Annotated in this window: 1 pseudogene; it reads left to right on the plus strand. The window is 77.5% G+C overall.

The window, feature by feature from the left end:
• A pseudogene (locus NBW84_RS22835) lies at positions 1-222 on the plus strand (Ku protein); the annotation flags it as partial.
• Between the last annotated feature and the right edge of the window lie 275 nt (positions 223-497).

Below are 497 nucleotides of genomic sequence, written 5' to 3' on the forward strand. Positions count from 1 at the left end.
GGCGCCGGCCGGGGTACCGGCCGCCCGGCCAGGTCCGCCGCCGGCCCGGCCACCCCCACCACGGACAGAGGCGCCACGGACGGGGCCGGCCCGGACGGTGCGGGGGCGGCCGGTGTCGCCGCCGGCAATGGCAACGGCAATGGCAATGGCAATGGCCGGCAGGACGCGCGGAACGGGAAGAGAGCAGGCGGGCCCAGAGCCGGGGCCGCGGGCCGCAGGTAACGTCACCGCGGACCGGACCGGACCGGACCGGACCGGACCGGACCGGGGACCGGACCGGACCAGGCGCTGGCGACGGGCCGCGGGCGAGCCGGGCGGCCGGCGTGGCGAGAACCGGGGCATGGCGGGCGGAGGCCACGGAAGTTTCCGCGCGCCGGCGGTGTTGTCGCCATCAGCCCACGGTCCGGGCATGTCGTGTTCACGTCGTCGGCGTCCGCCGCCGTCGGTGATCCATCGGTGGTCTCTGGCGGCGTCCGCCAACGGTGCTCTCTGTCAGC

The organism is Protofrankia sp. CiP1_Cm_nod2 (genome assembly GCF_920664355.1).
Classification (GTDB): domain Bacteria; phylum Actinomycetota; class Actinomycetes; order Frankiales; family Frankiaceae; genus Protofrankia.